Annotated in this window: 23 protein-coding genes and 3 rRNA genes (1 of these 26 only partly in view); 6 read left to right on the top strand and 20 right to left on the bottom strand. The window is 65.3% G+C overall.

The annotated features are described in order from the left end of the window. Positions 1-8 precede the first annotated feature (8 nt). A complete protein-coding gene (locus ACSYHF_RS01850) occupies positions 9-980 on the top strand; it encodes a bile acid:sodium symporter family protein (protein ID WP_447576041.1) in 972 nt (323 codons plus the stop codon). A gap of 115 nt (positions 981-1,095) precedes the next feature. On the opposite strand, the gene ACSYHF_RS01845 is transcribed toward ACSYHF_RS01850, so the two are convergent. The 5 genes from ACSYHF_RS01845 to ACSYHF_RS01825 all read right to left on the bottom strand — a co-directional run bounded on the left by ACSYHF_RS01845 (position 1,096) and on the right by ACSYHF_RS01825 (position 5,498). Further along, the gene (locus ACSYHF_RS01845) at positions 1,096-1,902 is read right to left on the bottom strand and encodes a calcium-binding protein (protein WP_262233430.1); all 807 of its coding nucleotides are present in this window, start codon (positions 1,900-1,902) and stop codon (positions 1,096-1,098) included. Positions 1,903-2,043: 141 nt separating this feature from the next. Further along, the gene (gene cyoE, locus ACSYHF_RS01840) at positions 2,044-2,937 is read right to left on the bottom strand and encodes a heme o synthase (protein WP_053498710.1); all 894 of its coding nucleotides are present in this window, start codon (positions 2,935-2,937) and stop codon (positions 2,044-2,046) included. Between the two features lie 4 nt (positions 2,938-2,941). After that, positions 2,942-4,105 (bottom strand): COX15/CtaA family protein, encoded by a 1,164-nt coding sequence (locus ACSYHF_RS01835; protein ID WP_005415006.1) that lies wholly within the window; start codon positions 4,103-4,105, stop codon positions 2,942-2,944. Positions 4,106-4,115: 10 nt separating this feature from the next. Next, entirely contained in the window at positions 4,116-4,685 is a 570-nt protein-coding gene (locus ACSYHF_RS01830; RefSeq protein WP_005415005.1) for a hypothetical protein, read from the bottom strand. A 96-nt stretch (positions 4,686-4,781) separates the two neighbouring features. Beyond that, entirely contained in the window at positions 4,782-5,498 is a 717-nt protein-coding gene (locus tag ACSYHF_RS01825) for an SURF1 family protein (protein ID WP_188248626.1), read from the bottom strand. Between the two features lie 57 nt (positions 5,499-5,555). Here ACSYHF_RS01825 and ACSYHF_RS01820 point away from each other — a divergent pair, with 57 nt between their 5' ends. Beyond that, positions 5,556-5,774, top strand: coding sequence for a twin transmembrane helix small protein (locus ACSYHF_RS01820; protein ID WP_005415003.1), 219 nt, complete (start codon positions 5,556-5,558; stop codon positions 5,772-5,774). A gap of 20 nt (positions 5,775-5,794) precedes the next feature. On the opposite strand, the gene ACSYHF_RS01815 is transcribed toward ACSYHF_RS01820, so the two are convergent. From ACSYHF_RS01815 to ACSYHF_RS01790, 6 genes are read right to left on the bottom strand one after another with little or no spacing between them, the layout of a single operon-like run. Then, positions 5,795-6,670: a cytochrome c oxidase subunit 3 gene (locus ACSYHF_RS01815; protein ID WP_119706025.1), complete on the bottom strand. Its 876-nt coding sequence runs from the start codon at positions 6,668-6,670 to the stop codon at positions 5,795-5,797. A gap of 13 nt (positions 6,671-6,683) precedes the next feature. Next, positions 6,684-7,274, bottom strand: a complete 591-nt coding sequence (locus ACSYHF_RS01810; RefSeq protein WP_053498717.1) for a cytochrome c oxidase assembly protein — start codon at positions 7,272-7,274, stop codon at positions 6,684-6,686. Beyond that, entirely contained in the window at positions 7,271-7,537 is a 267-nt protein-coding gene (locus tag ACSYHF_RS01805; protein ID WP_375366065.1) for a hypothetical protein, read from the bottom strand. Before ACSYHF_RS01805 ends, ACSYHF_RS01810 begins: the two co-directional genes overlap by 4 nt. A gap of 8 nt (positions 7,538-7,545) precedes the next feature. Next, positions 7,546-9,153 carry a cytochrome c oxidase subunit I gene (gene ctaD, locus ACSYHF_RS01800; protein WP_005407790.1) on the bottom strand — a complete coding sequence of 536 codons (1,608 nt, stop codon included), beginning with the start codon at positions 9,151-9,153 and terminating at the stop codon, positions 7,546-7,548. 59 nt (positions 9,154-9,212) lie between these two features. Next, complete coding sequence (coxB, locus tag ACSYHF_RS01795) at positions 9,213-10,169, bottom strand: cytochrome c oxidase subunit II (protein WP_053498721.1); 957 nt, start codon at positions 10,167-10,169, stop codon at positions 9,213-9,215. A gap of 11 nt (positions 10,170-10,180) precedes the next feature. Then, positions 10,181-10,657, bottom strand: a complete 477-nt coding sequence (locus ACSYHF_RS01790; protein ID WP_021202927.1) for a DUF2244 domain-containing protein — start codon at positions 10,655-10,657, stop codon at positions 10,181-10,183. Between the two features lie 274 nt (positions 10,658-10,931). On the opposite strand from ACSYHF_RS01790, the gene putA reads away from it, so the two are divergent. Next, the gene (putA, locus tag ACSYHF_RS01785; protein WP_447576040.1) at positions 10,932-14,150 is read left to right on the top strand and encodes a bifunctional proline dehydrogenase/L-glutamate gamma-semialdehyde dehydrogenase PutA; all 3,219 of its coding nucleotides are present in this window, start codon (positions 10,932-10,934) and stop codon (positions 14,148-14,150) included. Positions 14,151-14,268: 118 nt separating this feature from the next. Here the strand turns inward: putA and pnuC are convergent, their stop codons facing one another. From pnuC to ACSYHF_RS01770, 3 genes are all read right to left on the bottom strand, one after another. Then, positions 14,269-14,868: a nicotinamide riboside transporter PnuC gene (pnuC, locus tag ACSYHF_RS01780; protein ID WP_005414997.1), complete on the bottom strand. Its 600-nt coding sequence runs from the start codon at positions 14,866-14,868 to the stop codon at positions 14,269-14,271. A gap of 69 nt (positions 14,869-14,937) precedes the next feature. Beyond that, a complete protein-coding gene (locus tag ACSYHF_RS01775) occupies positions 14,938-15,384 on the bottom strand; it encodes a hypothetical protein (protein WP_005414996.1) in 447 nt (148 codons plus the stop codon). Positions 15,385-15,528: 144 nt separating this feature from the next. Further along, entirely contained in the window at positions 15,529-16,956 is a 1,428-nt protein-coding gene (locus ACSYHF_RS01770; protein WP_447576039.1) for an outer membrane protein transport protein, read from the bottom strand. Positions 16,957-17,181: 225 nt separating this feature from the next. Between ACSYHF_RS01770 and ACSYHF_RS01765 the strand changes: the two genes are divergently transcribed. Further along, positions 17,182-17,874, top strand: coding sequence for a rhomboid family intramembrane serine protease (locus tag ACSYHF_RS01765; RefSeq protein ID WP_134956268.1), 693 nt, complete (start codon positions 17,182-17,184; stop codon positions 17,872-17,874). Between the two features lie 117 nt (positions 17,875-17,991). Here the strand turns inward: ACSYHF_RS01765 and ACSYHF_RS01760 are convergent, their stop codons facing one another. From ACSYHF_RS01760 to ACSYHF_RS01750, 3 genes are all read right to left on the bottom strand, one after another. Further along, on the bottom strand, positions 17,992-18,402 hold the full coding sequence (locus ACSYHF_RS01760; protein ID WP_005414993.1) for a hypothetical protein: 411 nt from the start codon (positions 18,400-18,402) through the stop codon (positions 17,992-17,994). An 83-nt stretch (positions 18,403-18,485) separates the two neighbouring features. Then, positions 18,486-19,934: a S41 family peptidase gene (locus ACSYHF_RS01755; RefSeq protein WP_005414992.1), complete on the bottom strand. Its 1,449-nt coding sequence runs from the start codon at positions 19,932-19,934 to the stop codon at positions 18,486-18,488. 108 nt (positions 19,935-20,042) lie between these two features. Beyond that, positions 20,043-21,341 carry a murein hydrolase activator EnvC family protein gene (locus tag ACSYHF_RS01750; RefSeq protein WP_447576038.1) on the bottom strand — a complete coding sequence of 433 codons (1,299 nt, stop codon included), beginning with the start codon at positions 21,339-21,341 and terminating at the stop codon, positions 20,043-20,045. Between the two features lie 95 nt (positions 21,342-21,436). On the opposite strand from ACSYHF_RS01750, the gene ACSYHF_RS01745 reads away from it, so the two are divergent. Together ACSYHF_RS01745 and ACSYHF_RS01740 are read left to right on the top strand one after the other, a co-directional pair. Continuing rightward, positions 21,437-22,099, top strand: a complete 663-nt coding sequence (locus tag ACSYHF_RS01745; RefSeq protein WP_005414989.1) for a hypothetical protein — start codon at positions 21,437-21,439, stop codon at positions 22,097-22,099. 86 nt (positions 22,100-22,185) lie between these two features. Then, positions 22,186-23,895 carry a M28 family metallopeptidase gene (locus tag ACSYHF_RS01740; RefSeq protein ID WP_069140026.1) on the top strand — a complete coding sequence of 570 codons (1,710 nt, stop codon included), beginning with the start codon at positions 22,186-22,188 and terminating at the stop codon, positions 23,893-23,895. Between the two features lie 314 nt (positions 23,896-24,209). On the opposite strand, the gene rrf (ACSYHF_RS01735) is transcribed toward ACSYHF_RS01740, so the two are convergent. The 3 genes from rrf (ACSYHF_RS01735) to ACSYHF_RS01725 form a co-directional block, all read right to left on the bottom strand. Then, positions 24,210-24,324: ribosomal RNA gene (gene rrf / locus ACSYHF_RS01735) — 5S ribosomal RNA — on the bottom strand. A 132-nt stretch (positions 24,325-24,456) separates the two neighbouring features. Next, positions 24,457-24,571 (bottom strand): 5S ribosomal RNA (gene rrf / locus ACSYHF_RS01730). 125 nt (positions 24,572-24,696) lie between these two features. After that, positions 24,697-26,650, bottom strand: a 23S ribosomal RNA gene (locus ACSYHF_RS01725) (it continues 926 nt past the right edge of the window).

Here is a 26,650-nt window from a genome sequence, read left to right as displayed (position 1 = left end):
TGCCCACCATGACCCGCTGGTGGTCGCGCCTGCGACCGGACAACTTCACCCTCGCCCTGCTGTGCACGGTTGGCCTGGCCTCGCTGCTGCCGATGAAGGGCGCCGCCGCCATCGTCCTTGATGACGTCACCACCGTCGCCATCGCCGCGCTGTTCTTCCTGCACGGCGCGCGCCTGCCGCGCGAGTCGATCATTGGCGGCATGCTGCACTGGCGGCTGCACCTGACCATCCTGGCCTGCACCTTCCTCCTGTTCCCGCTGCTGGGGCTGATGTTCAAGCCGCTATCGGGCTGGCTGCTGACCCCGGAGCTGTACCTGGGCGTGCTGTTCCTGTGCACCCTGCCCTCCACCGTGCAGTCGTCCATCGCGTTCACCTCGATGGCGCATGGCAATGTGCCCGCAGCGGTGTGCAGTGCTTCGTTGTCGAGCATCCTCGGCGTATTCCTGACGCCGCTGCTGCTGACCGCGCTGGCGGGCACCTCCGGTGGCGTGCACGACCCGCTGCATGCGATCGCCGGCATCATGCTGCAGCTGCTGGTGCCGTTCGTGGCCGGCCACCTGCTGCGGCCGTGGATTGCCGGTTGGGTGGAAAAGCAGCGCGCGCTGCTGCGTTACACCGACCAGGGCACGATCCTGCTGGTGGTGTATTCAGCGTTCGGTGAAGCGGTGACTGAAGGCCTGTGGAGCAAAACGCCGCTGCTGTCGCTGCTGGCCGTGGCGGTCGTGGCCGCCGTGCTGCTGGGCATCGCCATGCCGCTGATCACCTTCATCGCCCGCCGCCTGCGTTTCAACCGCGAGGACGAGATCGCCATCGTGTTCTGCGGCTCGAAGAAGAGCCTGGCCACGGGCGTGCCGATCGCCAAGGTGCTGTTCGCCGGCGGCAGCCTCGGCGCCATCGTGCTGCCGGTGATGATCTACCACCAGATCCAGCTGATCGTCTGCGGCGTGATCGCGCAGCGCTACGCGCGACGCAAGCCCTGACCCGAGGGGAGAACATCCACGCATGGCGTGGATCTACTGTAGAGCCGAGCCCACGCTCGGCTGACACCTGTGATCCGGAGTAGATCCACGCCATGCGTGGATGGCTTGCCTGACGCTACGGATCCACCAGCGTCCCGACGCTCAGTTCCGGCATCCATACCCACAGGTCGTACGGCCGTTCCGCCCCTGCAGCGACCCGCGGCCCCGTGGCAACCTGCTCTCGAAGTGGCCGCGCCATGCAACCGCCCGCGCATCCCCACGTCTGACCACGTTGCGCACCCAACCGCACGCTGTAGATATCCAGGTCCCGCAGCTGGGAGGCCATCGGCCGCCTCTGCATTTCCGGCGGCATACCTTCCGGCCGCCGCAGCATGGCGTGGACATTGCCAGTCAGCACCAGCATGCGCGCACTGGCCGGTAGGCCTCGATTGAGCCGCCGCAACTCGGCTGCCATGAGGTCATCGCGTACCTGGTTGCCGCCTTTGCTGGCGTTGACGTCATAGCCAACCACGTCGATCACACGTCCCTGCGACTTCAGCACGCGTAGGCTTTCGATCATTGCCAGCATGTCGCGGCTGCGACGGCCATCATGCTGGTCATCGCGCACGGTCCAGAACGCACGCCCGCGCAGATGCTGGCGTGCCTTCTCCCCGCCATCGGAAGCCAGGTAGTCGCGCAGCGTGGAGGTTTCCCCGCGTGGCAGTTCCAGCGCCAGCAGGACCGGCCCGGCGCGGCTGTAGTCATCCACCAGCTGCCGCACCAGCAGCGGCGTCTCGCGGGTTCCATGGAATTCGCCCAGCACCAGCAGGCGGTGATCACCGGCGTGCTGGCGGATCTGCGCGGCGGTGTCGTCGGCATGCGCGGTCACGGCCATGCCCAGCGCCAGAATCAGCGCGGTGGTCCAACGGAAGATCGTATGCATCCCTGCTCGCTCCTTTCCTTGGGGTCAGGAACAGCAATGGCGACGCCGCTGGAAGACATCAAGTGCAGAGCCGAGCCCACGCTCGGCTGCTCTTCCAATCCCCCCTCAGCCGAGCATGGGCTCGTCTCTACAGGTGGTGCTTCACAACCAGGGCAGGATCCAGTGGTCGACCAGCAGGAAGGCGAACAGCGCCATCAGGTACACGATGGAGTAATAGAACATCTTCATCGAGAACAGCTCATCCGGTGGGTCGAGCATGCGCCAGGCGTACCAGAGGAACACGGCATTGAGCACGATCGCGCCGCCAAGGTAGAACGCACCACTCATGCCCACCAGGTACGGCAGCAGGCAGACCAGCGCCAGCACCACCGAATACACCATGATCTGCTTGCGGGTGTGCGCCACGCCGTGGGTCACCGGCAGCATCGGGATCTCCGCCTTGGCATAGTCCTCGCGGCGGAAGATCGCCAGCGCCCAGAAATGCGGCGGCGTCCAGATGAAGATGATCAGCACCAGCAGCGACGAGTACGCCCAGTCCGACGAGCCCTGCATGCCGGTCACCGCAGCCCAGCCCAGCATCGGCGGCATCGCGCCGGCCAGGCCACCGATGACGATGTTCTGCGAGGTCGCGCGCTTCAGGTACACGGTGTAGATCACCGCGTAGCCGATCAGCGAGGCGAAGGTCAGCACTGCAGTGATCAGGTTCACCCACAGCACCAGGATGGTCATCGACAGCACGATCAGCACGCCGGCGAACACCAGCACCTGCCATGGCTTGACCTTGCCGACCACCAGCGGGCGCCACGACGTGCGTGCCATCTGCGCATCGATGTGCGCATCCAGCAACTGGTTGATCGCAGCGGCCGCCGAAGCGGCCAGCCAGATGCCGAGGAAGCCGAGCAGGCCGGCGCGCACCTGCTCCCAGCTGGGCACGCCCGGGACAGCCAGGACCATGCCGACCAGGGCAGTGAAGACAATGAGGGCGACGACCTTGGGCTTGGTCAGGTCCCAGTACTGGCGGTAGTTGGAAAACATGGAATCAGTCCGGGGCGCGCAGGCGGGCCAGCAGGCTGACCAGCACGAACAACAGGGCAACGGCCACGCCGTTGTGGGCCACGGCCACTTCCAGTGGCAGCGCCAGCTTCACATTGAGGATGCCGAGGGTGACCTGCAGCACCAGCAGCGCGATCAGCGCGCTGGCCCAGCCGCGCATGCTCGGCAAACGGAACAGGCGCACGCCCAGCCACAGCAGGTAGACGGCCACCACCACGGCGAACAGGCGATGGGCCATCTGGATGGCGATACGCGAGGCGCCATCGAGCACGCCGCCTTCGTAATCCACGCCGATGCCACGCCACAGCGTGAAGCCTTCGACGAAGTTGTGCTGCGGCCACCACTGGTTGGCGCAGCGCGGGAAGTTGTCCAGCGAGGCGCTGCCACCGCCGCAGGCCAGCGCCGCGTAGTTGGCGCTGACCCAGCCGCCCAGGGCGATCTGGGTGACCAGCACGGCCAGGCCGATGCGCAGCAGCCACTTCAGCTTCGGCGCCTCGGCCAGGGTGATCGGCATGTGCGTGGCACGCCACGCCATCCAAGCCAGCAGCGCGAACATCAGCATGCCGCCCAGCAGGTGCCCCATCACCACGATGGGCTTGAGCAGCAGGGTCACCGTCCACATGCCCAGCAGGGCCTGGAAGATCACCACCGCCAGGGTCAGCAGTGCAGCGCGTGCCAGGTCGATGTTGCTCCAGCGCAGCGCGGCGATCAGCAGGATCGCCTCGCCGACCAGAGCCAATGCGCTGGCGGTGCCATGCCAGCCCATCATGTACAGCGGTATGCCAGCGGCCACCAGCACGCAGGCGGTCACCACTGCCGTGGTTCCAAAGCGGCGCTTGCGCGTGGCCAGCAGGGCCAGGGTCAGGATCTCGATGCCCAGCGCGCCGGCCAGGAAGCGGTGCACCTGCTCACGCCAGGCCTTGTGGGTCTCAAGCGGGCGAATCTCCGCCGCCGGGTGGCCGATGGTCTCTTCCACGTGCTGCGGCCAGGTGGCCTGGCCATAGCAGGTCGGCCAGTCCGGACAGCTCAGGCCGGCATCGGACAGGCGTACGAACGCGCCGAACATGATCGTGCTCGCGGTCATGATCATGGCGAACCACGCCAGGCGGTGGAAATTGCGGTGCAGCGCCGGACGCGCGGAAAGGCTCATCAAACGGGACTCACTTCAGTTTCAGCAACGTGGCCATGTCCTTGCGCAGGCCACCCAGGTCGGAACCCGGGGCATGGCGCATGATCACGAAGCCGTTCGGATCGATCACGTAGACCGGCAGTCCCGCCGGATCATCGACGCCCGGCAACGCCGCGCGCAGGGCTGGCGACGGAGCCAGCGGCCGCAGCGCGGGCAGCGAGGCGATCGACGCCGGTGGCGTACCCAGCCACAGGATCTCGACATTATCGGCGTTATGGCCGAACAGCTGCCACACCTTGCCCAGTCCCTGCGACAAAGTGACGCACTGCGCGTCGCAGGCACCGGCCGGTGCCACCAGCAGGCGCCAGGTGCGGGCCTCGGGGTTCCAAGGATAGGGCTGGCCACTGGCCAGGGTCGGCGTCTGCTGGCGCAGATCGACCGGCGGCTTCAGCAGCTGTCCCGCATTGCGGTGGCCGGTGGGCTGCCAGCCGGAGAAGCGCAATACCGCGGCCAGCGCCATCGCCCCGAAGAACACGGCAAACAGCAGCACCAGGGTCCGGCGGCCGGAGCCGCGCGCCTGCGGGGACGTAGCAGTGTTCATGTGGGGCATTTTCTCATGGTTGGGTAAACGATGCCGGTAGTGCCGGCCGCTGGCCGGCATCCAGGAATCCGAGTGCGTGCCGGCCAGCGGCCGACACTACCCGGCGATGGGCCGTCTCCTGCGCCGCTCCAGCACCAGCGCCACCACCAGCACGGTCAGGGCCAGGCCGAACCACTGCACGGCGTAGCCCAGGTGTCGCTGCGGTGGCAGCGTATTTGGCAGCAGGTCCATGTCACGCTCGTCGCCGAAGGGCAGCGCCGGGTCCAGTCGCAGGACCCGCTCGGGCAGTGCTGGCAGGCCCAGCGCTGCGGCGAGGCCCTCGGCCGGCAAGCGGCTGGCCAGCCAGCGCCCCGCCTCACCGGTGGCGGAGAACGGCGGACCCAGTACCAGCCCCGCCGAAGGCGGTGGCGCCAGCAACCCGCGCACGGCCACCGGCGAAGGCGGCGACGGCACCTCAGGAAGCGTGCGATCCGGCGGCAGCGCGCGCCAGCCCAGATCGACCAGCAGCACGCTGCCCTCGTCACTGCGGAACGGGCGATAGATCTTCACGCCGGCGCGGCCATGCCGGATCTGGTTGTCCAGCAGCACCACGCCGGGAAGGAAGCGACCGTGGTCGGCCACGCCGTGCAACGCACCGGGCGCTGCCAGCGCCTGGGCCAGCGACAGCGTCTGAGCCACGGCTGGACCCTGTGCATCCAACATTGCCTGTTTGGCATGCATGCGCTGCAGCTGCCACAGCCCCAATGCGGTGAAACCGGCCATGGCCAGCACGGCCAGCAGCCATCCGAGCACGCGCGTGTGCTGGCGCATCATGACAAGTCCGCGCAAACGCGGTCAGATAGGCACATCCACCCTGCCCTCGAGCCGCGCATGAGTGATTCGCTGAAGACCCTGCTGGTAATCGCGTTTCTGATCGTCATCGTCTGGAATCTGGGCGCCGGCCTGTATTACCTGCTGGTCGACCGCGGCCAGACCAAGCGCACGGTCAACGCACTGACACGCCGCATCGCGGTGTCGGTCGCGTTGATCCTGCTGGTGATCGTGAGCATCTACATGGGCTGGATCAAGCCGCACGGCGTCGGCGGCTGAGGCCACCGATGCGTGCGTGGTCAAAGCACGTAGACGAACAGGAACAGCATCAGCCACACCACGTCGACGAAGTGCCAGTACCACGCAGCCGCTTCAAAACCGAAATGGTTGTCGCGGGTGAAGTGTCCCTTGGCCGAACGCAGCCACATCACGATCAACATGATCGTGCCCAGCAGCACGTGCGCACCGTGGAAGCCGGTCAGCATGAAGAACGTCGAACCGTAGATGCCCGAGCCCAGCGTCAGGTTCAGCTCCTTGTAGGCGTGGATGTACTCTTCCGCCTGCAGGGTCAGGAAACCGAGGCCGAGCACCACGGTCAGGCCCAGCCAGATCAGCAGCTGGCGGCGGTTGCCGGCCTTCAACGCGTGATGGGCGATGGTCAGGGTCACGCCTGAGGTGAGCAGGATCAGCGTATTGATCAGCGGCAGGCCCCACGCCGGGATGGTCTGGAAGGCACCACCGATCGCCGCCGGGCCATTGGTCGGCCATCCGGCGGAGTAGCCCTGCCAGAGCAGCTCGTTGGTCATCACCCCGCGGCCTTCGCCACTGAGCCACGACAGGCCCAGGTTGCGGGTGTAGAACAGCGCGCCGAAGAAGGCGCCGAAGAACATCACCTCGGAGAAGATGAACCAGATCATCCCCATCCGGAACGAGCCATCGACCTGGTGGTTGTAGCTGCCGGCCTGCGATTCGCGCACCACGTCGCTGAACCACCAGAACAGGGTCAACACCAGCATCGCGATGCCGATGTAGAACGTCCAGCGCCCCCAGCTGGCATCGTTGAGCCAGCTGGCCACGCCCACCATGGTCACCATCATCGCGATGGAGCCCACGAAGGGCCATTTGCTCTGGGCCGGGACGAAGTACACGTTGGCGTCGGTCGGTGTCTGGGCCATGTCGGTATCCGGGTCAGGGTGCGGCGTGCGCGCCGTCCGAGGTGGCGGCCGGGGCCAGCCGATCGGACAGCGCGTCGTTGCGGTAGAAGGTGTAGGACAAGGTGATCGTCTTGATCTCCGGCGGCAGGTCCGGATCGACGATGAAACGCACCGGCATGTCGCGCTTCTCGCCGGCCTGCAGCGTCTGCGCGGTGAAACAGAAACATTCGGTCTTGCTGAAGAAGCCCGAGGCACGCGCCGGCGCCACCGAAGGCACCGCACTGCCGACCACCGCCTGCTGGCTGTCGTTGCGGGCGAAGTACAGCGCCTCGTTGAGTTCGCCGGGCACCACATCCATGGTCAGCTGCTCGGGATGGAACGACCACGGCAGGCGCGAATTGACGCCGCCATCGAACTCCACCCGCACGGTGCGCTTGCCAGCTGCAGCACCCGTACTGGCTTCACCACCCGGGCCGCGTTCCAGGCGCACGCCGAATACCTTCTCGCAGGCAATGCGGTACAGCGGCACCAGCGAGAAGGTCAGCAGGAACACCGCCACTGCCACGCCGATCAGGCGCGGCAGCCCGGCACTGGGTGACCGCGTGCTGGCCGGTGCCTCGCTCATCGGCCGATCACCCCGCTGAGGATGAAGCCGACGTAGACCAGCACCGCGATGGCGCCGACCCACATCGCCGTGCGCCGGGCACGCTGGCGTTGCTGTTCGATGCCGTGGTGTTGGGCTTCGCTCTGGCTTTGGTTCTGGTAGAGCCGACTGCTAGCCGGCTGCACTTCGCGAGTCGACTGACAGTCGACTCTACCGTTGGCCAGCACGCCGTCAGCCGAGCATGGCTCGGCTCTACAGGTCTGCAGTGGGCTCTCGTTATGCATGCCCCACCTCAATGCGTGATGTCGTCATGCGCCAGATCGCCCGGGCGGATGGTCGGCGGCGTGGTGAAGGTATGCGCCGGTGCCGGCGACGGCAGCGTCCACTCCAGCCCGCGCGCGCCTTCCCAGCTACGGGCCTCGGCCTTCTCACCATTGCGCAGCGAGGACAGCAGGATCGCGGCCATCATGAACGGCGTGACGAACATGCCGAACGCACCGATCGAGCTGATCAGGTTCCAGTCGGCAAACGCTACGCTGTAGTCCGGAATGCGGCGCGGCATGCCGGCCAGGCCGAGGAAGTGCTGCGGGAAGAACAGCAGGTTGACGAACACGATCGACCACCAGAAGTGCACCTTGGCCCACTTCTCGCTGTACATCCGCCCCGTCCACTTCGGCCACCAGTAGTACACCGCTGCAATCAGCGCGAACACCGCGCCGGTCACCAGCACGTAGTGGAAGTGGGCGACCACGAAGTAGGTGTCGTGGTACTGGAAGTCGGCCGCCACGATGGCCAGCATCAGGCCGGAGAAGCCACCGATGGTGAACAGGATGACGAAGGCCACCGACCACAGCATCGGCGCCTCGAACGTCAGCGAGCCCCGCCACATGGTGCTGACCCAGTTGAACACCTTCACCCCGGTCGGGATCGAGATCAGCATGGTGGCGAACATGAAGTAGATCTCGCCGCCCAGCGGCATGCCCACGGTGAACATGTGGTGGGCCCAGACGATGAACGACAGGAACGCGATCGCGGCGGTGGCGTACACCATCGCCTGGTAGCCGAACAGCGGCTTGCGGCTGAAGGTCGGGATGATCTCGCTGACCACGCCGAAGGCGGGCAGAATCATGATGTAGACCTCGGGATGGCCGAAGAACCAGAAGATGTGCTGGTACATCACCGGGTCACCGCCACCGGCGGCATTGAAGAAGCTGGTGCCGAAGAACTTGTCGGTCAGCAGCATGGTCACCGCACCGGCCAGCACCGGCATCACCGCGATCAGCAGGAAGGCGGTGATCAGCCACGCCCAGCAGAAGATCGGCATCTTCAGCAGGTCGATGCCCGGCGCGCGCATGTTGAGCACGGTGGCGATGATGTTGATCGCACCCATGATCGAACTGATGCCGGCCACGTGGATGGCGAACACGCTGAAGGCCACGTTGTATCCGCCCTGCAGCGACAGCGGCGGATACAGCGTCCAGCCACCGGCCGGTGCACCACCGGGCAGGAACAGCGTCAGCAGCAGCAGGCTGAAGGCCACCGGCAGCAGCCAGAACGACCAGTTGTTCATGCGCGGCAGCGCCATGTCCGGCGCACCGATCTGCAGCGGGATCATCCAGTTGGCAAGCCCGACAAACGCCGGCATCACGCCGCCGAAGATCATCACCAGCGCATGCACGGTCGTCATCTGGTTGAAGAACTCGGGCTTGACGAACTGCAGGCCCGGCTGCGCCAGCTCGGCGCGGATTACCACGCTCATCGCCGCGCCGATGATGAACATGATGAAGCTGAAACCCAGGTACAGCGTGCCGATGTCCTTGTGGTTGGTCGAGAAGAACCAACGCTCGAAGAAACTCTGGTGGTGATGGTGATCGTCGTGCCCAACTGCCGAGTGCGCCATTGCAAAACACCTCTCAGAATCGGTTGTCACCACGGCCGCGAGCGGCCGCGGGCTTTACATCACGCGCCGCTGGCCGCAACCGCAGGTGCATTGCCGGCTTCGGCAGCAGCAGGTGCCGCCGGTGCTTCGCCCGCAGGGGCAGCTGGTTCTGCAGGTGCCGCAGGGGGGGCGGGCTCGGCCGGCGGTGCAGGCTTGCGCTGCGCCAGCCACTGCTTGAAGTCCTCCTTGGACACCGCCTCGACCACGATCGGCATGAAGCCGTGGTCCTTGCCGCACAGCTCGGCGCACTGGCCGCGATACACCCCGGGCTGCTCGATGCTGGTCCAGGCTTCATTGATGAAACCGGGGATCGCGTCCTGCTTCCAGCCCAGCGCCGGCACCCACCAGGCGTGGATCACATCATCGGAAGTGATGACGAAGCGGACCTTGGTATCGACCGGCAACACCAGCCGGTTGTCGACGTCCAGCAGGTAGTGCGGATGACTTTCGCGGGTCGGCACGATGCCACTTTGCCGCACGCGGTCGGATTCCCGGTCCAGGCGACTGGTGAAGGTGACGTTCTCCCCGAGGTATTCGTACTTCCACATCCACTGGTAGCCGGTGACCTTGACCGTCATCTCGGCATCGCGGGTGTCGTACATCTTGATCAGGTTGGCCGTGGCCGGCCACGCCATCACGATCAGGATGATCACCGGGATCACCGTCCAGATGATCTCGGCCTTGGTGTTATGGCTGAAGGTGGCGGCGACCGCGCCCTTGGATTTGCGGAACTTGAAGATGGCGTAGGCCATCGCGCCGAACACGATGACGCCGATCACCGTGCAGATGATCAACGAAAGGTTGTTCGATTCCCAGGCCAGGCGCGAGGTCTGGGTCACCCCCTTGCCCATGTTCAGCTGCCACGGCTTGGGATCGGCCGCCTGGGCCCAGGCCAACGCCGGCATCAGTCCCCCGGTCGCCAGCACTGCGGCAACCGCGTTCACGCACTTCGTGCCCCACCTGCTGCTTTGCTTCATTGCCTAGACCCTTAGCGTCGTCGGTTGCCGCCATCGCTGGCGGCGAGCAAGCTTTCAAGTGTCTCTGCGAGCGTCTGACGTTCGGCCGGCGCGAGGAAACTCCCCACCTCCACCTGCCGGCCGCTGGATGCCAGCCGGACCCTCTCATCGTCGGTGAGCAGGCGCACCCAATGCGGGTGGGCCCGGAACACCGGCGATCCACCGGGTACGGGAATGACCTCCACGTACGCCGGCACTACCCGGATCTCCTCCTGCCGTTCACCGCTGCGCCACAAGGCACGCAGCGCCGCCGCCAGCACCAGGCTGTACAGCAGCGCGAACAGGGGGGCGAATGCATTGCCGGCCCACCACCCGAGGGCGGACACCAGCCACATCGCACCCGACAACACGGTGAACAACAGGACGAACTGCCGGGCATCGAGCGCCCGTGGGGGACGCAGCCGCAGCTGCGTACCTGACCCATCCGGAGCTGGAAGCACCTCGATCATGTCGCAACCGCGTTCCTGCCGCGGGAAACGTCTCGATGGTAGCCCCGCCCTCTCGCCGGTAGCAAGGGTGCATTCACACTTTTTCCGATGCTGCAACACAGCATGCGGTCGGCGGCACGGATGACGAATTCAGCACAAATATCGCCGGGTTTGCTGAACACGCCGAATCCACCACCGTTAGTGGCTATCAGCCCTTCATGAAGGTGTCTGCGTGGCACTTCCGAAGGCCGCAAAAATGATTAAAATCGCCAAGTTTTCCACTGGCCGGACCGGCATGAACGCACCTTCCTCCTCCCCTGCCGCCCACGACGCCCCGCGTCCGGGCGCGCTGCTGTCGCCGGAACTGCCGGCGGCCCCCAACCCGTTCCGCCAGGCCATCACCGATGCCTGGTTGAAGGACGAGGCCAGCCACGTCCGCGAGCTGCTGGCGCAGGCGCGCCTGCCCGCCGAGGAACAGGCCAGGGTGCAGGCGCTGGCCGCCGACCTGGTCGGCCGCGTGCGCGTGCGTGCCAAGGACCAGGGCGCGATCGAAGCCTTCATGCGCCAGTACGACCTGGGCAGCGAGGAAGGCGTGCTGCTGATGTGCGTGGCCGAAGCGCTGCTGCGTATTCCGGACCAGGACACCGCCGACAAGCTGATCCGCGACAAGCTGGCCGATGCCGACTGGGAAAAGCACCTGGGCGGCAGCGACTCGGTGCTGGTCAATGCCTCCACCTGGGGCCTGATGCTGACCGGCAAGCTGGTGCAGATGAACGACGCCACGCGCGCCGATGCGCCCAGCGCATTCAAGCGCCTGGTCGGCCGCGTCGGTGAGCCGGTGGTGCGCCTGGCCGTGCGCCAGGCGATGAAGATCATGGGCCACCAGTTCGTCATGGGCCGCACCATCAGCGAAGCGCTGGCGCGCTCGCACAAGAGCGACAACGCCAGCTACCGCTACTCGTTCGACATGCTCGGCGAAGGCGCGCTGACCATGAAGGACGCGCTGCGCTACCTGGAAGACTACCGTCGTGCGATCCACGCCATCGGCGGCGATCACAAGGCCCGCGGTGGCCGTCCGGACGGCGACGTCAACAACGCGCCGGGCATCTCGATCAAGCTGTCGGCGCTGTACCCGCGCTACGAGCACGCCAAGCGCGAGCGCGTGCTGAAGGACCTGGTGCCGGGCGTGCTGGAACTGGCACAGCTGGCCAAGAGCTACGGCATCGGCTGCACCGTCGACGCCGAAGAGTCCGACCGCCTGGAACTGTCGCTGGACATCATCGAGCAGGTGTTCTCCGACGCCTCGCTGGCTGGCTGGGATGGCTTCGGCGTGGTCGTGCAGGCCTACCAGAAGCGCACGCCGTACACGATCGACCACCTGGCCGACATGGCACGCCGTGCCGGTCGCCGCCTGCAGGTGCGCCTGGTCAAGGGCGCCTACTGGGATGCCGAGATCAAGCGCGCGCAGATCGAAGGCTACCCGGGCTACCCGGTGTTCACCCGCAAGCAGAACACCGATGTGTCCTACCTGGCCTGCGCCAAGCGGCTGTTCACCCATGCGGACGCGATCTACCCGATGTTCGCCACGCACAACGCGCACACCATCGCGGCCGTGCGCAGCATCGCCAACGGCGGCGTGTACGAGCACCAGAAGCTGCACGGCATGGGCGACGACCTGTACGCCGAAGTGGTGCCGGCCGACCGCTTGAACCTGCCCTGCCGCGTGTACGCCCCGGTCGGTTCGCACGAAGACCTGCTGCCGTACCTGGTGCGCCGCCTGCTGGAAAACGGTGCCAACTCCAGCTTCGTCAACCGCATCACCGACGAGCGCGTGCCGATCGCCGACCTGATCCGCGATCCGGTCGAGATGGTCGCCTCGTTCGAATCGATTCCGCATCCCAAGATCCCGCTGCCGGTTGACCTGCTGCGCAGCCAGAACCACGACAGGAAGAACTCCATGGGCGCCAACCTCGCCAACGACAACGAACTGCGCGCCCTGGCCGAGCAGCTCAACGCCGCCGTGAAGCCGTGGCAGGCCTCGCCGCTGGTACCGGGTGCCAACCCGGCCGGCGCCGCGCTGCCGGTGACCAACCCGGCCGACACCCGCGAAGTGGTCGGCCAGTGGCTGGCCGCCGATGCCGCCACCGTGCAGAAGGCCCTGGCCAACGCCGTGGCCGCACAACCGGCCTGGAACCGCACCCCGGCCGCCAGCCGCGCCGCCATCCTCGAACACGCCGCTGACCAGCTGGAAGCGCGCATGCCGGAGTTCATGGCGCTGTGCGTGAAGGAAGCCGGCAAGAGCCTGCCCGACAGCATCGCCGAAGTGCGCGAAGCCGTGGATTTCCTGCGCTACTACGCCAAGCAGGCGCGCGAGCAGTTCAGCCACGCCGAGAAGCTGCCCAGCCCGACCGGTGAATCCAACGAGCTGCAGCTGCACGGCCGCGGCGTGTTCGTCTGCATCAGCCCGTGGAACTTCCCGCTGGCGATCTTCCTGGGCCAGGTCGCCGCCGCACTGGCCGCCGGCAACAGCGTCATCGCCAAGCCGGCCGAGCAGACCAACCTGATCGGCTACTACGCGGTGAAGCTGCTGCACGATGCCGGCGTGCCGGCCGAGGTGGTGCAGTTCCTGCCGGGCGACGGCGCCACCGTGGGTGCAGCGCTGACCGCCGACCCGCGCGTGGCCGGCGTGGCCTTCACCGGCTCCACCGAGACCGCCCGTGCGATCAACCGTGCGATGGCCGCGCGTGACGCCGCCATCGGCGTGCTGATCGCCGAGACCGGTGGCCAGAACGCCTTCATCGCCGACTCCTCGGCACTGCCGGAACAGCTGGTCAAGGACGCGATCGGTTCGGCCTTCACCTCCGCCGGCCAGCGCTGCTCGGCCGCGCGCGTGCTGTTCGTGCAGGACGACATCGCCGACAAGGTGATGACCATGCTGGCCGGCGCGATGAAGGAACTGAAGGTCGGCAACCCCGGCCTGCTGTCCACCGACGTCGGCCCGGTGATCGACGCCGATGCGCTGAAGATCCTGCAGGACCACGCTGAGCGCATGGACCGCGAAGCGCGCCTGATCGCCGCCGCCGAGCTGTCCGCCGAAACGGCGCACGGCACCTTCTTCGCGCCGCGCGCATACGAACTGAAGGATCTGGGCCAGCTGCAGAAGGAAGTGTTCGGGCCGGTCCTGCACGTGATCCGCTGGAAGGGCGACCAGCTCGACGCGGTGATCGACCAGATCAACGCTACCGGCTACGGCCTGACCCTGGGCGTGCATTCGCGCATCGACGAAACCGTTGACCGCATCAGCAACGGCGTCCACGTCGGCAACGTGTACGTCAACCGCAACCAGATCGGTGCAGTGGTCGGCGTGCAGCCGTTCGGCGGCCAGGGCCTGTCCGGCACCGGCCCGAAGGCCGGCGGCCCGCACTACCTGCTGCGCTTTGCCACCGAAAAGACGGTGACGGTGAACACCACCGCCGCCGGCGGCAACGCCTCGCTGCTGACCCTGGGCGACTGATCGCCTGCTTGGTGCGGTAAACAAGAAACCCCGCGAATGCGGGGTTTCTTGTGTTTTGCTTCCTGTAGCGCCGGGCCCATGCTCGGCTTTTCCGGCGCAGCCGAGCGTGGGCTCGGCTCTACAGGAATTCAGGTGCCGTCGTGGCCTCGGCCCGCATCAGATTGCGCCAGTGCCCGAGAGCAACAAGTGCATTGACCCAGAAACCGATGTACAGGATCGAGGTCAGGTGCAGGCCACGGCTGTAGTACAGCGGCACTGCAACGGTGTTTACCAGCAGCCAGACCCACCACGACTCCAGCTTGCGCCGCATCATCAGGATCTGCGCGATCACGCTCAGCACCAGTACCGCCGAATCGATGTACGGCGCATAGGCATTGGTCAGTCGGGTCAGCATCCAGCCGTAGCCGAAGGTGGCCACTACCGCCAGCGGCGCCAGCCAGGCCCAGGCACGCGGCCGCAATGAAGTAATCGGCAACGGCGCACCATGATCGCCGCGCAGCCACTGCCACCAGCCCAGCACGCTGATCGCGATGAAGAAGAACTGCAGCACCATGTCCGCGTACAGGTGCGAGCGTTCGAACACGGCAGCAAACAATGCACAGCCGACGATGCCCAGCCACCAGGTGTGCACGTTGTTGCGGCCGGCCAGCAGGATCGAGCCGGCGACGGCGATGTTGGCGGCCAGCTCCAGCTGGAAGTTCGGGTCGGACAGGTTCATGGCGCTATTGTCGTGGATCCACGCGCTGCGTAGACAACCCGGTAGATCCTCGCCATGCGTGGATGGAAATCAAGGCCGCACGCGCACCAGCAATCGCTGGCTTTCTCCGCTTCCCCAGCGTCCTGGCTGCAGGCCGGTTGAAGAGAGCAACGGCGCAAGCCAGTCAGGCGGAACGATGTCCCAGATCACGCCATCGAACGGATGCGGCCATGGCGTTCCCTGAGGATTCGGCGAATGCAGGAACAACGCACTCTGACCGGTATCCGGCGCCAGCGTCACCCAACACTGCACATGCTCCCGCCCGCTCGACGCAACCCGTTCAAGCAGCCGTAGGAGCCCTGCGGCAACGGCGATGCGATCACTGATATGGCGATTGCCGCGCCCCATCCAGTCAAGATGCGTGTGCCAGTAGTCGAACCATTCCGACTCCAACACGCGATCCAGAGTCGCGTTCGCCTTGGCCTCTTCCCGAGCCCAGTATCGGATCATCCGCTTCTGGTAGCGACGATCAACCATTTTGTATTCGCCTGCACTGCGTAAATCCCGGCAAGGTGGCAGGCACTCCCAATAAAGTCACGAGCCGGAAGCGTCATCCATGCATAAAAAAAAGGCCCCGCCTGCGCGGGGCCCTCCGTGTCCTGCTTCAGGCAATCGCCCGAATCAGAACTTGTACTGCATCGACGCCGCCAGCACGTCGCCGCTCACCTTGTACTTGCCGGTCACGGTGTTGGCAGTGGCCGAGGTCGAGGTGATGTTCGGATCCTTGGTGAACAGGTGGGTGTAACCCACGCTGTATTCCATCTTGTCCGAAGCGGCGTAGGTCAGGCCCAGCGACAGCCACTTGCGGGTGGTGTCCGGCACGCGCACGTCACGGTGGGCGTCGGTGGTCGGGGTCTGGTCGTAGGCCAGGCCGCCACGCAGGGTCAGCTTGTCGTTCACGCGGAAATCGGTACCGATCGACGCGAAGGTGGTGTCGCGGTAGTGGAACGGCAGCACGCTGTCCGGCTGGTTGGAGTCATAGTCGACGGTGACCTGGTCGAACTTGCTCCACGCCGTGCGCGTCACCTCGGCCATGATCTGCCACTGGTCGTTCACGCGGTGGGTGAAGCCCACGGTGGCGCTGGCCGGCAGGGTGATGGTGGCGCGGCCGTTGCTGTCGATGAAGGTACCCGGGGCGGCAGTGGCCAGGAAGGCGGCAGCGTTCTGCGGGATGGTGAAGTCGGCCTTGCCGTCGGTGATCTTGTGCTCGACCTTCGAGCGGTAGCTGAAGGCGATGTTGGTGCCTTCCACCGGGGTGACCGTCATGCCCAGGGTGTAGCCGACCGACACTTCGTCGCCCTTGATGCGCAGGTAGCCATCGGCGGTGCCCGGCGAGAAGCCGAGCTGGGCGGCCTGGCGTGCAGCGGCCTGCGACGCCGCCGCAGCCTGGGCTGCGGTGCCGCCTGCAGCCAGCACACGCGCCGCAGCGGTGCGCTGGGCCGTGGCGTTGATCGCGGTGCCGGTATCGACAGCGCTGGTCAGGTCGACGTTCAGGCGCTCGGCGAACACCGAAGCACCGAACGACAGGTACGGGTTGACGTCGTAGGAGAACGCCACGCCCAGGTCGATGGCCTGCAGCTCGGTCTTGACGCCGTTGTAGCGGCCGACCCAGTCGCGGTCGTATTCGGTCTTGAAGCCGAACGGCACGGTCAGCGAAGCACCGAAGTGCATGTTGTCGTTCTCGCCGAACGGCACGTGGAAGTACGCGGCCGGAACCGGGGCGATCATGCCGGCGTCGCCGCCGTTGCCACCGGAAATCGGCGCGCCGTTGCCGTACTGGCCCTGGCCGCGGAACTTGGCGCCGAAGCTGATGGCGCTGATGTCGCCCTGAACCAGGGTGCCGTCGAGCAGGCGCATGGAGGCCGGGTTGGTGGCGATGACCGAGGCGTCACCTTCGGTCGAGGTGGAGCCGGCGAACGCGCGGCCCAGGCCCTTGGCGCTGTTTTCCTTAAGCTGGAAGGCGGCAGCATTGGCATCGGCGGCGGCCAGCGCACCGGCAACGCCGACGGCCAGCAGGGTCAGTCGGGCAATGGTGGAAGCGGTTTGCATCGTAGTTCTCTCTCCGGTAAGCGGTGATGGTGCTCTGAGTGCGCCTGCGCCCGCCGGGTCCTGGGACCCATCGGAGCGCGCCGGATTCCCCTCCCGACATACGACGCCGTATGCGAGTATTACCCAGAGCTGTTAATGAAACAATAACAGCGCAGGCGGTTTTTTCGTCTCAAAAGCTGAACAGGACCGTCCCCACTGAAAGTGGCCGCACGCTAGGCTATTGGCATGTTCGTCTCGCTCCCGTCCCGCAAGAAGGCGGCCCTGCGCTGGGCCACGCCCGTGCTGTTCGCGTCATTGTGGCTGGCGTTCCTGTGGTCGATCTCGCGTCCGGACGATGCCCGCGGCAGCCTCTGGCTGGACTGGGGCGCCCTGTCCACCGGCCTGACCCGCCCGCTGGACTGGTGGGCGACGCTGCAGGACGGCAGCGTGCTGCGCCTGTTCACCGCCCTGTTCCTGCACGCGGACTGGTCGCACCTGCTGGGCAACCTGGTGTTCCTGTTGATCTTCGGCCTGCCCGCCGAGCGGGTGCTGGGGCCGTGGCGGCTGCTGCTGCTGTTCCTGGTCGGCGGCGCAGTGTCGAACCTGGTGGCGATCTACACCATGGGCAGCCCGGACCAGATCATCATCGGCGCCAGTGGCGCGGTGTCGGCCCTGATCGGTGCGTATCTGGCCCTGTTCCCGGGCGCGCGGCTGGGCGTGGTGATCCCGCTCGGCCTGTTCCTGGAGTTCGTGCGTGCCCCGGCCTACCTGCTGATCGGCGTCTGGGCGGCGCTGCAAGTGGTGTTCGCCTACATCGGCCCAAGCTTCGGCATGGTGGCCTGGTGGGCGCACATCGGTGGCTTCGTGTTCGGCGTCGTGTACGGGGTCTACGTGCGGGCGGCCATCGCCCGCCGACTGCGCAAGCGCCACGGCTTCTGACGCCGGGTAGTGCCGGCCGCTGGCCGGCTCCACGCTCACCGGCCGGTTCGTAGCGTCGAGCGTGCTCGACTCCTTCATCGATATGGATCTGCTCCGTCCGCGATGATGCTGAATGCGTCACTCGCGACTGACCACCAACGTGTTGTGGTGGGTATCGAACAGCAGCGTAGCGCCGTCATCCAGCACCACGAAGTACTCAAAGAACGGCAACTCGCCGAGCAAAGGAATCAGTTCACTTGCCTGCAGAGTCCAGATCGGCCACGGCAATGCGCGCTCATCTGACGCTACCAAGCAGATTTCGCCGTTCACTTCCGCCAGCAGTTTCGCCAAGCAGGAAAGGCCTTCATCGCTGCCGTCGTATAGGATCGTCTGATCAGCCGACGCTTTGCCGGTCCACCAATAGACGAGGCACGGATCAATTCCATGGCGACTCGCCAAGGATTCCAGCAAGCCAGTGGCACGGTCAATCGGCAGCGGATCGCGACCAAGCAGTTGGCTGATCGTGGTCGCGAGGTTCGAATCATCCATGGACCGATTCTATCGGGCGACACCTCGGCTGCGCCGCCTTCCGGATGAACGGGGCGTCCGCCGGGCACGGCCCGGCGCTACCGTCAGGGCTTGGCCGGGGCCGGTGCGGGCTTTGCTTCCGGCTTTGCTTCCGGCTTAGGTTCGACCTTCGCTTCCGGCTTCGCCGCAGCGGCCTTCGCGGTCTTGGCGGCATCCGCCTTCTCGGCCTCGGCCTTCAACCGTGCAGCCACCGAACCGGGGTTCTTCAGCTCGGCCAGCGCGTCGTTGATCGGGCCGTCGCCCGGCAGCACCGCACCGGCGTGGTAGCCCTCGGTGCCTTCGTCGTCGCCGCGCAGATGGCCTGGCAGGGTGGCTTCGCTGTAATCGCTCAGGCTGGCCGGCAGGGCATCCTCCGCCGACGTAGCGGCGGGCTTCAACTCAACATCCGGCACGATGCCGGTGGCCTGGATCGACTTGCCGCTGGGCGTGTAATAGCGCGCGGTGGTCAGCTTCACCGAATCGCCGTTGTCCAGCGGCAGCACGGTCTGCACCGAGCCCTTGCCGAAGGTGCGGCTGCCCACCACGCGGGCGCGCTTGTTGTCGCGCAGCGCGCCAGCCAGCACTTCCGAGGCGCTGGCCGAACCGGCATCGGCCAGCACCACCACCGGTGCGCCCTTCAGCAGGTCGCCCGGGGTCGCGTCGAATCGGGCATCGCTGATGCTGATGCGGCCACGGGTGCTGACGATGTTGCCCTTGTCGAGCAGATCGTCGGCGACCTGCACGGCGGCCGTCAGCAGGCCACCCGGGTTGCTGCGCAGATCCAGCACCAGGCCCTTGAGCTGGCCACCGGACTGCTTCTGCAGCTGCTGCACATGCTTCTGGAAGTCCGAGCCGGTATCGGCCTGGAAGGTGCTCAGGCGGATATAGCCATAGCCCGGCTCGAGCAGGCGGCTGCGCACGCTGGTCACACGGATGGTCTGGCGGGTCAGGCTGACATCGAACGGCTTCGGCTTGCCATCACGCACGATGGTCAGCACCACCTTGCTGCCGGCCGGGCCACGCAGCGGTTCGCTGGCATCGATCGCGCTGATCGGCTTGCCGTCGATGGCGATGATCAAATCGCCGGCAAGGATGCCGGCCTTGGCTGCCGGCGTGTCGTCGATCGGCGCGATCACCTTCATGCTGGCATTGTCCGGCTGCTGCTGCAGCTCCACGCCGATGCCCTCGTAGGCACCGTTGGCCTGCTCGTCGAAGGCCTGCGCGTCTTCCTTGTTGAAGTAGGTGCTGTGCGGATCAAGGTCGATCAGCAGGCCACGCACGGCTGACTGCATCAGCTTCTTGTCATCGACCGGGTCGACATAGGCGGCGCGCACCGCGTTGTACACGGCCACGAAACGGCGGATTTCCTCCAGCGGCACCTTCGAAGTCACCGCCTCCTCGCTGTTCGCTGCCTGCCCGCTGGTTTCCGGGCTGGGGGCGGGCGCGGTCTGCTGCGCCCAGGTCAGCGCTGGCAACAGGGCCAGCAAGAGGGTGGCGGTACGGGCTGCGCGCATGGATCACTCCTGTCGACGGTGGCATGGTGCCCAAGGCACATGCACCGATTATGCGCGAAGCACAGCTAAATTCCCGTTGAATCCGGCCCGCATCCGGCGGGCCAGGATTCAGCGCCGCTGCAGCCAGCTGTCCGGGTTGACCGGCTGCCCGCCACGGCGCAGCTCGAAGTACAGCGCGGTGACGCCCTGGCCGCCGGAATTGCCGACCTTGGCCACCGCATCGCCGCGGCTGACCCGCGCGCCAGCATCCTTCAGCAGGGTGTCGTTATGCGCGTAAAGGCTCATGTAGCCGTTGCCGTGGTCGACGATCAGGATCATGCCGTAGCCGGTCATCCAGTCGGAGAACACCACGGTGCCATCGGCCACGGCCGTGACCGTGCTGCCGGCTGGCGCGCCGATCAGCACACCGCTGCTGGTGCGCCCATCGGGCAGCTTGCCGCCATAGCGGGCCAGCAGGTTGCCGGACAACGGCCACCCCAGGCCGCCGACCTTCGGCGCCGGTGCCGACGCCACCGCAGGTGGAACCTTGGTGGGCGGCGGTGGACGGCCCTGCGCGGCGGCCTGGCGTGCGGCGCGCTCGGCAGCGGCTTTCTCGGCGGCGGCCCGGCGTGCAGCGGCGCGCCGCTCGGCTTCGGCCCGCGCGGCAGCGGCACGCAGGTTGGCCAGCAGCGTTTCCAGTGCCTTGGCGTCCTGGCCCAGTGCCTGTTCCTTCTCACGCTGGTCCTTGAAGCGCTCTTCCAGCGAGGCTACGGTCTTTGCGCGATCGCGGCGGTCCGCTTCCAGGGCGGCTGCCTGCTGTTTCTGGTCCTGCTGCGTCCCCTGCAGCTTCTGCTTGCGCTCGGCGATCTGCGCCTGCAGTGCTTCCAGTTCCTTCAGGTCGGCGGTCAGCGTGGTGATCCGCTGCGCACGCTCGCGCTGCAGGTAGCGATGGTAGGCCAGGGCGCGGTTGGCATCGGCCACCGTGTCTTGCGACAGCAGCAGCTTCAGCGGTGCGTGGTTGCCCAGCTGATACGCCGCACGCAACAGCCCGGCCAGTTCGCGGTGCTGCTGGGCCAGGTTGCCCTGCAGCGTGCTGCGGCGCTGCTCGGCTTCGGCAAGGGCGCGGCCCTGCTCGCGCAGCGCGGCTTCCGTCTGCGCAAGGGCACGGCCTGTGCGGGCTACCTTCTCGTCGGCCTCGCGCAGTTGTTGCGATGCCTGCCCGCGCTGGCCCTCGATCTGCCGTCGCTCCTGCGCCACGCCCTTCAGTTCGGTTCGCAGTTTCTGCAGCTTGCGCTCGGTCTCGCGGGTGGTCTGCGCACCGCTGGGCAGCGGCAGGGCCAGCGCCAACGCCAGCCCCAGCAGCAGGCAGCGACCGCCGCGGACAGCGGCGATGTGATGTCGGCGTGATGGGAAGGCGTTGTCGCGCAAGGGCTTTCCAGTGACTTCAGGCAGTTGCGGGGGCTACCGGGGAATGGTGACATCTCCGCACGCGGCCTGCCAGCCGCACATCCATCGAGGTCGCCATGAAAACTCTTTCCATTCCGCTGCTGTTGGGCGTACTGCTGGCCACCGGGCCGGTCTGTGCGCAGGAGAACATCAGCAAGGTCAACGGCAGCATCAGCGCCGAACCCGGTCAACGCTACGGCAAGCTCGACACCGTCAACGGCGGTATCCGCGTCGGCGAAGGCGTCGAGACCGGCAGCATCGACACCGTCAACGGCGGGGTGAAGGTCGCCGACCGCGCGCGCACCGGCAAGATCGAAACGGTCAACGGCGGTGTGCGCCTGGGTCGTGAAGTGATCGCCAGTGGCGGCGTCAGCACCGTCAACGGCAGCATCTTCACTGATCGCGGCAGCCAGATCGAAGGCGGCGTCGAGACCGTCAACGGCGGCATCGGCCTGGTCGAGAGCCGCGTCGGCAAGGACGTGGAGACCGTCAATGGTGACATCACCGTCGGTATCGGTTCGCAGGTCAACGGCGGTGTGCATGTGCGCAAGCCGAACTTCAGTGTCTCGCTGACCGCCAGCCGCAAGCCGCGCGTGATCATCGGCCCGAATGCGGTGGTCAACGGCCCCCTGCAGTTCGAGCGCGAAGTGGTGCTGTACGTGCATCGCTCCGCTCGCATCGGCCCGGTGACCGGCGCCGAGCCAATTCCGTTCGACACCGAAACCGCCCCGGCGGACTGAACCCGCCGGACCTGCCGGTTCGGTGATACTCACTGTTACCGGTCGCGCATCAGGCGCGGCCGCCCTTTGTTCTCCAGGAATCGACGATGCCCCGCAAACTCCTCCTGTGCCTGGCCGCCGCGGCCGCGCTCAGTGCCTGCAAAGGCGAAAACACGCCCGCCGCCGCGCCGGCCACCGACACCGCTGCGGCGAAGCCGGCCGCCCATTCGTTCTCCCCGGAGATCAATGCCGGCGACTTCGCCGAGATGGTCAAGACGCTGGCCTCGGATGAGTTCGAAGGCCGCGCCCCGGGCAGCAAGGGTGAAGAGCTGACGGTCAACTACATCCGCGACCAGATGCAGCGCATCGGCCTGCAGCCCGGCAACGGCGACAGCTGGTTCCAGGATGTGCCGATGACCGAGACCACGGCCGACGAATCGACCGTGCTGAAGATCACCCAGGGCGGCAAGACCACCGAGCTGAAGTTCGGCACCGACATGGTGGTGGGTACCCGTACCGGCCAGGCCGAGGTGAAGGTCGATGCCAGCGACCTGGTGTTCGTCGGCTACGGCGTCGATGCACCGGAGCAGAAGTGGAACGATTACGCCGGCCAGGACTGGAAGGGCAAGACGGTCGTCATGTTCGTCAACGACCCGGGCTTCCATGTCGACGACGAGAAGCTGTTCGACGGCAAGCGCATGACCTACTACGGGCGCTGGACCTACAAGTTCGAGGAGGCCGCGCGCAAGGGCGCCGCTGCTGCACTGATCGTGCACGACACGGCCGGCGCATCCTACGGCTGGGACGTGGTGAAGAACTCCTGGGCGGGCCCGCAATACGACCTACCGGCCAAGGATGACCCGGAAGCCCGCATTCCAGTGCAGGGCTGGCTGAGCGCCGAGGCGGCCAAGGCCCTGTTTGCCGGTGCCGGACTGGACCTGGCGCAGGCCTACAAGGATGCCAGCAAGCGCGGCTTCAAGCCGGTACCGCTGAAGGCCACCGCAGCGGTCGACCTGAAAAGCCAGATCGCACAGAAGCAGTCCCGCAATGTGGTCGGCGTGCTGCCGGGCAGCAAGCGTGCCGACGAAGCCGTGCTGTACATGGCGCACTGGGACCACCTGGGCAAGCATGAGGGTGAAACCGGCGACAACATCTACAACGGCGCGGTCGACAACGCGACCGGCGTGGCCGGCATTCTCGAAGTGGCCGAAGCCATGGCGCACCAGGACCCGAAGCCGGAGCGTTCGGTGGTGTTCCTGGCGGTGACCCTGGAAGAATCCGGCCTGCTGGGTTCGAAGTACTACGTCGCCCATCCGACCTTCCCGCTGGACAAGATCGCCGGTGTGATCAACATCGATGCGATGTCGGTGGCCGGCCGTGCCAAGGACGTGACCGTCACCGGCTTCGGCAGCTCGGAGCTGGAGGACATCCTCAAGCCGTTGGCCGCCGCCCAGGACCGTACGCTGCACGGTGAGACCTCGGTGCAAAGCGGCTTCTACTTCCGCTCGGATCACTTCAACTTCGCCAAGGCCGGTGTGCCGGCCCTGTACGCCGATGGCGGCGAGGACCTGCGCGAGGGTGGCGTGGAAGCGGGCCGCAAGGCCGCGGCGGACTACGGCGCCAACCGCTACCATGGCCCGAAGGACGAGTTCGACGCGGCCACCTGGAAACTGGACGGCACCGTTGAAGACCTGCAGCTGATGTACGGCGTGGGCAAGGAACTGGCCGGTGGTGATCGTTGGCCGAACTGGTATGCAGGCAACCCGTTCAAGGCGGCCCGCGACGCGATGATGAAGGACAAGGCTTCGGCCAAGTAAAGTCGGGCCATGCTCGACTGAGCACTTGAGAGCAGAGCGGCGCCCCACGGGGCGCCGCTTTTCTTTTGCGTACCGTCGGCGGCAGATCCATGACTGGTGTGGATCTGCCGGTAGTGCCGGCCGCTGGCCGGCAATCGATTGGTAGCGGCCAACCTTGGTTGGCGCAATGCTTCCTCGTGGACGGCATCCACGCATGGCGTGGATCTACCGGGCGATGTAACGCCATCGGGTTGCAGGCCAGCGGCTGGCACTACCTGTATTACTGCGCCCAAAGAAAAACCCCGCTGCGCGAGCAGCGGGGTTTGGGGTGTAAACCCTGGCGATGACCTACTCTCGCATGGCTTGAGCCACACTACCATCGGCGCAGCTGCGTTTCACTTCCGAGTTCGGGATGGGATCGGGTGGTTCCACAGCGCTAATTTCACCAGGGAGACGGTTGCAGCAGCGCTTGCAGCGCCAGCTTCGCGATCTTGCCCTTGGGCGGAAGGTATCCAGAAAAGCAATGCCTTCACTTAATAAGAAAAACCCCGCTGCGTCAGCAGCGGGGGTTTTGGGTATAAACCCTGGCGATGACCTACTCTCGCATGGCTTGAGCCACACTACCATCGGCGCAGCTGCGTTTCACTTCCGAGTTCGGGATGGGATCGGGTGGTTCCACAGCGCTAATTTCACCAGGGAGGCTTTTGGAGAGTCGCACTCGTCCCGGGGGACAAGGCGCCAGCCTCGCATAGTTCTTGTGACGTAGCGTGCACTTGGATGCTCTTACGACGCTGTCGTAAAGCCAAGGCAACTTGAGGTTATATGGTCAAGCCGCACGGATCATTAGTATCAGTTAGCTCAATACATTGCTGTACTTACACACCTGACCTATCAACCACGTAGTCTACATGGTTCCTTCAGGGGGCTTGTGCCCCGGGAGATCTCATCTTGAGGCGCGCTTCCCGCTTAGATGCTTTCAGCGGTTATCGCTTCCGAACATAGCTACCCGGCAATGCCACTGGCGTGACAACCGGAACACCAGAGGTTCGTCCACTCCGGTCCTCTCGTACTAGGAGCAGCCCCTCTCAAATCTCCAACGCCCATGGCAGATAGGGACCGAACTGTCTCACGACGTTCTGAACCCAGCTCGCGTACCACTTTAAATGGCGAACAGCCATACCCTTGGGACCGACTACAGCCCCAGGATGTGATGAGCCGACATCGAGGTGCCAAACACCGCCGTCGATATGAACTCTTGGGCGGTATCAGCCTGTTATCCCCGGAGTACCTTTTATCCGTTGAGCGATGGCCCTTCCATACAGAACCACCGGATCACTAAGTCCTAGTTTCCTACCTGCTTGATCCGTCGATCTTGCAGTCAAGCACGCTTATGCCTTTGCACACAGTGCGCGATGTCCGACCGCGCTGAGCGTACCTTCGAGCTCCTCCGTTACTCTTTAGGAGGAGACCGCCCCAGTCAAACTACCCACCATACACGGTCCCCGACCCAGATAATGGGCCCAGGTTAGAACGTCAAGCACGACAGGGTGGTATTTCAAGGATGGCTCCACCACAGCTAGCGCCATGGTTTCATAGCCTCCCACCTATCCTACACAGACGAACTCAACGTTCAGTGTAAAGCTATAGTAAAGGTTCACGGGGTCTTTCCGTCTTGCCACGGGAACGCTGCATCTTCACAGCGATTTCAATTTCACTGAGTCTCGGGTGGAGACAGCGCCGCTGTCGTTACGCCATTCGTGCAGGTCGGAACTTACCCGACAAGGAATTTCGCTACCTTAGGACCGTTATAGTTACGGCCGCCGTTTACTGGGGCTTCGATCAAGAGCTTCGCCTTGCGGCTGACCCCATCAATTAACCTTCCAGCACCGGGCAGGCGTCACACCCTATACGTCCACTTTCGTGTTTGCAGAGTGCTGTGTTTTTGATAAACAGTCGCAGCGGCCTGGTTACTGCGACCCTCTTCAGCTATAGCTCGCATGAGCCACCAAAAAGGGTGCACCTTCTCCCGAAGTTACGGTGCCATGTTGCCTAGTTCCTTCACCCGAGTTCTCTCAAGCGCCTGAGAATTCTCATCCTACCCACCTGTGTCGGTTTACGGTACGGTCTGCGTAAGCTGAAGCTTAGGAGCTTTTCCTGGAAGCGTGGTATCAGTGACTTTGCCATAAAGGCTCGTCTCGGTGCTCGGTCTTAAAGGATCCCGGATTTGCCAAAGATCCAAACCTACCGCCTTTCCCCAGGACAACCAACGCCTGGTACACCTAACCTTCTCCGTCCCTCCATCGCACTTACGCGAGGTGCAGGAATATTAACCTGCTTCCCATCGACTACGACTTTCGTCCTCGCCTTAGGGGCCGACTCACCCTGCGCCGATTAACGTTGCGCAAGGAAACCTTGGGCTTTCGGCGTGCGGGTTTTTCACCCGCATTATCGTTACTCATGTCAGCATTCGCACTTCCGATACCTCCAGCAGACTTCTCAATCCACCTTCAACGGCTTACGGAACGCTCCTCTACCGCGCATAACAAAGTTATGCACCCCAAGCTTCGGTTCTGTGCTTAGCCCCGTTAAATCTTCCCCGCAGACCGACTCGACCAGTGAGCTATTACGCTTTCTTTAAAGGGTGGCTGCTTCTAAGCCAACCTCCTGGCTGTCTGTGCCTTTCCACATGGTTTTCCACTTAGCACAAAATTTGGGACCTTAGCTGTGGGTCTGGGTTGTTTCCCTTTTCACGACGGACGTTAGCACCCGCCGTGTG

It is taken from the genome of Stenotrophomonas maltophilia group sp. P373, from assembly GCF_053295075.1.
The sequence above is the reverse complement of the archived record's forward strand: the minus strand, read 5'-3'. Positions and strand labels throughout refer to the sequence as shown.